The sequence below is a fragment of the Sphaerimonospora thailandensis genome, assembly GCF_016863115.1.
GTDB classification, from domain to species: Bacteria; Actinomycetota; Actinomycetes; order Streptosporangiales; family Streptosporangiaceae; genus Sphaerimonospora; species Sphaerimonospora cavernae.
The window spans coordinates 1-5,889 of the sequence record NZ_BOOG01000098.1 but is presented as its reverse complement, the minus strand read 5'-3'; the positions used below and the strand labels follow the sequence as shown (position 1 = coordinate 5,889).

Here is a 5,889-nt window from a genome sequence, read left to right as displayed (position 1 = left end):
CATGCACATGTGGTTGGGCATTTCCCGATCCGGTTATTACGAGTGGCGTGGGCACCCGTTGTCAGTGGCCGCCGAGCTTCGCGAATGCTTTAAGAGGAAGATTGAGGCGATATTCGAAGACAGTCACCGAACGTATGGCTATCGGCGGGGGCACGCTGCCCTGGCTCGCTAGGGCGAGTCGGTGAGCGACGAGTTGGTCCGGTATCTGAAGCGGGAACTGGGTCTGCGGCCCGGGCGGCATCGGTCGTGGCGGCCGGCCGCCACGCCGCCGGACGGTCCTACCAGGGCGCCCTCGGTCTGGTGCGGCGGGACTTCACTACCATCGGCCGGGTACCAAGCTGGTCGGCGACATCACCTAAATTCCCACCGGGGAAGGCTTTGACTATCCGGCGACCGTGATTGACCGTAAGTGTTCGGTGATCCCGTGGAAGGGCATGCCGAGAGCCCGGCCGGTGCGGGCCGGGTGGATGTGAAACGTGTGACCCGATCTAGGGCGCCGGTCACACGCGCTCCACCTGGCCGACCCCGCCGGTGGCTTCCACGCGCTGCGCTCCCTGCCGGGCGGCGAGGCGGTGGCTACCGCATGGCAAGCCCGGGATATCGCCCTGGCCGCCTACCACCGAGCACTCGCCGAGCAGCGCGACCCCGCCACGGTGCTGCCCGCTCTGCTGCACGAGCATCACGTACGGGCCCTCGGCATCGACCCGGCCTTCGAGAAGACGACCGGCCGCCTCGCCCGCGCGGCGGCGCTACGCCGCCTGGCCCTGGTAGGTGCCCTGTGAGCACCAGCACGGCGACGCTCACCGTTGAGGAAGCGACGCGTCAATCCCTGGCCACCGGCACGGCCGGGGCCGCGCTCCTCCACGTCGAGAAAGCCCTGACTGGCTCGGCGGGCTGGGAGATCGCGGACGCGCACATCCGGAAGGTGGTGGCTGGGCCGATCGACGCCGGCGCGCACGCCGGGCTGTACTACGGGGCACCGGCCATTGGGTTCACGCTGCACGCCGCCAATGTGGGCGGTCGCTCCGCACGTGCTCGCCCAGGTCGCCGCTGAAGCCATCGAGGCCGGCGACGGATACGCCGCCCGCGACGTGCTCGGCTACCGCAGCACGCTGACAGGACTGACGGGTGAGCACCGCGAGGCGCTGTCCGCGCTGGTGTCCGGCTCTGGTCTGGGATCCGGGACGCTGCCGGAGCCCCTGCTCGATTCGCTGGAGAACTCGGTGAAGCTCGCGGAAGAGAAACTGTCTGTTTCGACCTGCCTCATACGACAGCAGTAGTTCGAGATCGTTCACGCTGAGTGATCTCGCGCATGCTAACGGCCGCCTCTAAGATCAAGAGATCTGACCGAGTTGCGGGCCAGCAGGCCAGACGAGCTGGTCCCGGCACTGGTGATGGTCGGCCGGCTGATCGGACGGGACCCGTCATACCTTGAGTCGTTCATGGGGCATGCACTGAGCTTCGGAATCGGCGCGATGGTGCTCGGTGACCGGCTCGCCGGGGTCAGGTGCGAGGTCGAAACAGACTTCAGAGCCGTCACTGATGGCGACCTGGACAGCGTGGACCTGTTCCATCTCCCACGCCAGGAGGCGATCGCCTTCCTCCGCCGGATCGCCATCCAGCACGGTTACGAGGAGCCTGCCACAGAATCCGCAGAGGAACCCGCCGACGCCCCTGAGATCGAGGCTCCGAAGGTCGAGGCCGCGGAAGTTGAGGTACCAGGGGTTGAGAACGCATCGAACACCGCCCGCGTCCGCCTGCTCCTGCTCGGCGAAGTACGCATCGAGGTCGACGGCGACTCGATCGATATTCCGACCGCCAAGGGATTGGAGATGTTCGTCTTCCTCGCGGTCCACCCCGCAAGGCAGACGCGGGAAGAGATCTGCGCCACGTTCTGGCCCGACGTTGAGCAACCCCAGGCCGGCTACCGCTTCCACGCCGCGCTCAGCGACCTGCGCAAGCGACTGTGGGCCGTAACGGGATCGACCCGGAAGCTGACGAGCTTCATCGAAGCGGAAAACGGGACCTACTGGATCACCCGCGAGCGCGTCTGGATCGACCTCTGGGAGTTCCGGAGCGCTCTCGCCGACGCTCGAAAGGCCACCGACTCGGAGACCAAGGCCGCCGCGCTCGACAGGGCCGCCGAGATGAGGCACGCCTGCGCGCCCAGCACCTCAACGCCCACCTCGCCAGCCTCGATCTCGAACCGACTTCCGAGACGCAAGAGACCCTGAGGCAAGTCGTAAGTCGTCGTACATCCTGAGCGGTCGCTGACTCCGCTTCTAGCCACTGCCAACTTGGTTCACGTTGGCCCGGCCGTCTGCGGTGGTAAGCCCTGGGTTCCAGCATCGGCCGAAGTTGGCTGAGGGCTGACATAGGCAGCGTTTTGCCTTCTCGGGGCATCCCTCAGCAGCAGAAGTTCAGGTAGGTGTGCAGGTCGGCGAGGGTGCGCGTGACGCGTTCGCGATCGCCGCGATACAGCACTTCCTTGCCGTCGCGGCGGGAGGTGACGATGCCGCCGCGGCGCAGCAGGGCGAGTTGCTGGGAGGCGGTGGACTGGCCGATGCCGGCGCGTTCGGCGACCTGACCGACCGATAGCTCCGCACCGTGTGCGAACAGCAGCATGATCTGCTGGCGGCCTGGGCCGGCCAGCGCCTTGAGGAAGTCATGGACGGCCTGGCTGAGTTCCGGCACCGCACATGGGTCGCCGGTACCGCAGTCTGACCCGGCCGCTTGCGTCTTACCGGGAGTGGCGTTTTCCGCACGGCTGACTGTGCCATGTCGCATAGTCGTTTCGGGCATCTCACATCCTCCTGAATCCGCACCCTACCGCTCGCATCGTCACGTTGACATATTAGAAGATGACGATATGTTCTCGGCCATGGATTCTCACATGGACTCCGTGGTCATCGTTGGGGGCGGGCAGTCGGGCCTGGCCGCGGCGCATGCCGCGCTGCGGGCGGGGTGGCGTCCGCTGGTGCTGGAGGCTTCCGATCGAGCGGTCGGGTCCTGGCCGCACTATTACGACAGCCTGCGGCTGTTCTCGCCCGCCCGCTACAGTTCGCTGCCCGGCCTGGCCTTCGGTGGTGACGGCGAGCGGTATCCGCGCCGCGATGAGGTGGTCGACTATCTGGAGCGCTACGCCGCCGGCCTGGTCGGGCATGGTGCCGAGATCCGCACCGGTGCCCGCGTGACGGCGGTGGAGGCATCGGATGCGGGTGGTTTTTCGGTACGGCTGGACAGTGGTGAGGTGATGTCCGCGCGCATCATCATCGCGGCCAGCGGCTCCTTCGCCCGTCCGCACCGGCCCGCCCTGCCGGGACTGGACGGCTTCACCGGCCAGGTCCTGCACGCCGCCGGCTACCGTTCCCCGGCGTCGCTGTCCGGCCAGCGCATAGTGGTGGTCGGAGCGGGCAACTCGGCGATCCAGATCGCTTACGAGCTGTCCGCACACGCGCGTGTCACCGTGGCCAGCCGCGCCCCGATCCGGTTCGTGGCCCAGCGTCCACTCGGGCGGGACCTGCACTTCTGGCTTCACCTGACCCGATTCGACCGGCTTCCCCTGCACCGCGCCGATCGCCCGCTGACCGCGCCGGTGCTCGACGAGGGCCGCTACCGCCAGGCGCTGCTCCAGGGACGGTTCGACCGCCGCCCGATGTTCATCCGGCTGGACGGCGACCACGCCGAATGGGCCGATGGCCAACGCGAGCGCATCGACGCGGTGCTGCTGGCCACCGGCTACCGGCCCAACCTGGACTACCTGGCTGGCCTCGGCGCGCTGGCCGCCGACGGCCGGCCATCCCAGCGCGGGGGAGTGTCGCGCACGCACGCGGGGCTCGGCTACCTCGGGCTGGAATGGCAGCGGACACCCTCCTCCAACACCCTGCGCGGCGTCGGAGCCGACGCCCGCCACCTGATCGGCAAGCTCGCCCTTCACCTGCACATCGAGCCCAGCGCCACCACGGAGGCTGATTAGATGTAGCTCTAATTTGATAGTTCTCTAACACATGGAGCATCCCGCTATCCGGCTACTTCGATAGACGTAAAAACAGGAGCGGGTGGCGACCCGTGCGATCGCAAGGAGAACCGTCATGAGTGGATGCTGCGGCCCTACCACCGTCGAGCTGGAGCTGAGCGTGCCGACGGCACGCCTGGAGGAACTACCGGTCGTGGTGATCGGCGCGGGCCCGGTCGGGCTGGCCGCCGCCGCCCACCTGGCCGAGCGCGGCCTGGACTTCCTCGTCCTGGAGGCGGGGGAGCGGGCCCGGGCGTCGGTCGCGCGGTGGGGACACGTGCGGGTCTTCAGCCCGTGGAAGTACAACATCGACGCCGCCGCCCGCCGCCTGCTCCAGGCCGCCGGATGGCACGAACCCGACCCCGAGTGGCTGCCCACCGGTGCCGAACTCGTCGAGGACTACCTCGCGCCGCTGGCAGCGCTGCTGGGCGAGCGGCTGCTCACCGGCGCCAGCGTGAGCGCGATCAGCCGCCTGGGCTACGACCGGGTCCGCACCGCCGGCCGGGGCGATCCGCGCGGGCACCGCCACCCGCGCCTACGGCGGAGGGGACGCGGACGCGCTGCCCGCCCGCGGCGCCCTGGGCACCCGCCTGCACGCCCTGGTCGAATCCGGCCGGATCCAGCTGCTGTCCGGCTTCTTCACCCACGAGATCGAGCGGGACGGCGAGCGGGTACGAGTGATCAGCCGGGGCCCCTCTGGTGCCGAGTAGAGCGTGACCGTCGACCGGATCGTCGCCGCCACCGGATACCGGACCGACCACTCGATCGCCGCGGAACTGCGCCTGGACCTGGACCCGATCCTCGGCTCCACCCGCGCGCTGGCCCCGCTGATCGACCCGAACGCGCACTCCTGCGGCACCGTCCCCGCGCACGGCGTGGACGAGCTGGCCCACCCCGAGCCCGGCTACTACGCCATCGGCGTCAAAAGCTACGGACGCGCCCCGACCTTCCTCATGGCCACCGGCTATGAGCAGGCCCGCTCGGTGGTCGCGGCGCTGGCCGGCGACTGGGAGGCAGCCCGCGACGTCCAGCTCGACCTTCCCGAGACCGGCGTGTGCTCCTCCAGCCTGACCGAGGCACAGGAACAGCGGGCCGGGCAGCGGGTCGGTTTGGCCACAGGCATCAGCGGCGGGCTGCTGTCCACTCCGCTGCCGCTGGCCGGCGTCTCCGCCTCCACATCCACGGAGGGCGGCTGCTGCGGCTGACCATCGATCCGAACCCGCATGGTGAACGCATACAGGAGAGCCACCTCGTGAACCCTGCCGTCCGCAACGGTCAAGCCGCCGCTCCCGCGATCGGGGGCGGCGGCCGCCGCCGGGTCCGCGATCTCGGTCCGGGCTGGCGGATCGTGGCCGCCCTGGCCGTCACCCAGACCATCGGCTACGGCGTGCTGTATTACGCCTTCTCCGTCTTCCTCGTCCCCATGCGGCGCGATCTGGGCGCCAGCGGTCCGCAGGTGGCCGCCGCGCTCACGCTGGCAGTGCTGACCACCGCGCTGTGCGCGCCGTGGGTCGGACGATGGCTGGACGCGCACGGGAGGCCGGGCGCTGATGAGCGCCGGGTCGGTGCTCGGCACGCTGGCGGTGCTGGCCTGGTCCCAGGTCACCAGCCTGGCCCAGCTGTACGGCGTCTTTCTGGCGGCCGGGATCGCCTCGGCGATGGTGTTGTACGAGCCCGCCTTCGCCGTCATCGTCGGCTGGTTCCACGGCGACGAGCGAGGGCGGGCGAACGCGCTGCTGGCCCTCACCATCGTCGCCGGGTTCGCCTCCACCATCTTCCTGCCGCTGACCGGCCTGCTGGTCGAGCACTATGGCTGGCGCACCGCCCTGGTCATCTTGGCCGTGTCCTATGGCGCGGTGGCGATCCCGCTGCAC

At 69.2% G+C, this 5,889-nt stretch carries 8 protein-coding genes and 1 pseudogene; 8 read left to right on the top strand and 1 reads right to left on the bottom strand.

Annotation, left to right across the window (positions count from 1 at the left end; all coding sequences use genetic code 11):
* Positions 1-572: 572 nt before the first annotated feature.
* From Mth01_RS28820 to Mth01_RS28805, 4 genes are all read left to right on the top strand, one after another.
* The gene (locus Mth01_RS28820; protein WP_204019117.1) at positions 573-782 is read left to right on the top strand and encodes a hypothetical protein; all 210 of its coding nucleotides are present in this window, start codon (positions 573-575) and stop codon (positions 780-782) included.
* Positions 779-1,054 (top strand): hypothetical protein, encoded by a 276-nt coding sequence (locus tag Mth01_RS28815; protein WP_204019116.1) that lies wholly within the window; start codon positions 779-781, stop codon positions 1,052-1,054. The genes Mth01_RS28820 and Mth01_RS28815 overlap by 4 nt, the downstream gene beginning before the upstream one ends.
* On the top strand, positions 1,032-1,280 hold the full coding sequence (locus tag Mth01_RS28810; RefSeq protein ID WP_204019115.1) for a hypothetical protein: 249 nt from the start codon (positions 1,032-1,034) through the stop codon (positions 1,278-1,280). Before Mth01_RS28815 ends, Mth01_RS28810 begins: the two co-directional genes overlap by 23 nt.
* A 162-nt stretch (positions 1,281-1,442) precedes the next feature.
* Positions 1,443-2,234, top strand: a complete 792-nt coding sequence (locus tag Mth01_RS28805) for an AfsR/SARP family transcriptional regulator (RefSeq protein ID WP_204019114.1) — start codon at positions 1,443-1,445, stop codon at positions 2,232-2,234.
* Between the two features lie 172 nt (positions 2,235-2,406).
* On the opposite strand, the gene Mth01_RS28800 is transcribed toward Mth01_RS28805, so the two are convergent.
* Positions 2,407-2,694 (bottom strand): ArsR/SmtB family transcription factor, encoded by a 288-nt coding sequence (locus Mth01_RS28800; protein ID WP_204019113.1) that lies wholly within the window; start codon positions 2,692-2,694, stop codon positions 2,407-2,409.
* Between the two features lie 187 nt (positions 2,695-2,881).
* On the opposite strand from Mth01_RS28800, the gene Mth01_RS28795 reads away from it, so the two are divergent.
* From Mth01_RS28795 to Mth01_RS30020, 4 genes and pseudogenes are all read left to right on the top strand, one after another.
* Complete coding sequence (locus Mth01_RS28795) at positions 2,882-3,976, top strand: flavin-containing monooxygenase (RefSeq protein WP_239090084.1); 1,095 nt, start codon at positions 2,882-2,884, stop codon at positions 3,974-3,976.
* A 115-nt stretch (positions 3,977-4,091) separates the two neighbouring features.
* Positions 4,092-4,520, top strand: a pseudogene (locus tag Mth01_RS30030) (FAD-dependent oxidoreductase); the annotation flags it as partial.
* 208 nt (positions 4,521-4,728) lie between these two features.
* Positions 4,729-5,220 carry a hypothetical protein gene (locus Mth01_RS30025; protein WP_239090085.1) on the top strand — a complete coding sequence of 164 codons (492 nt, stop codon included), beginning with the start codon at positions 4,729-4,731 and terminating at the stop codon, positions 5,218-5,220.
* Positions 5,221-5,565: 345 nt separating this feature from the next.
* The coding region (locus Mth01_RS30020) for an MFS transporter (RefSeq protein ID WP_407695984.1) at positions 5,566-5,889 on the top strand (324 nt) is incomplete at its 3' end.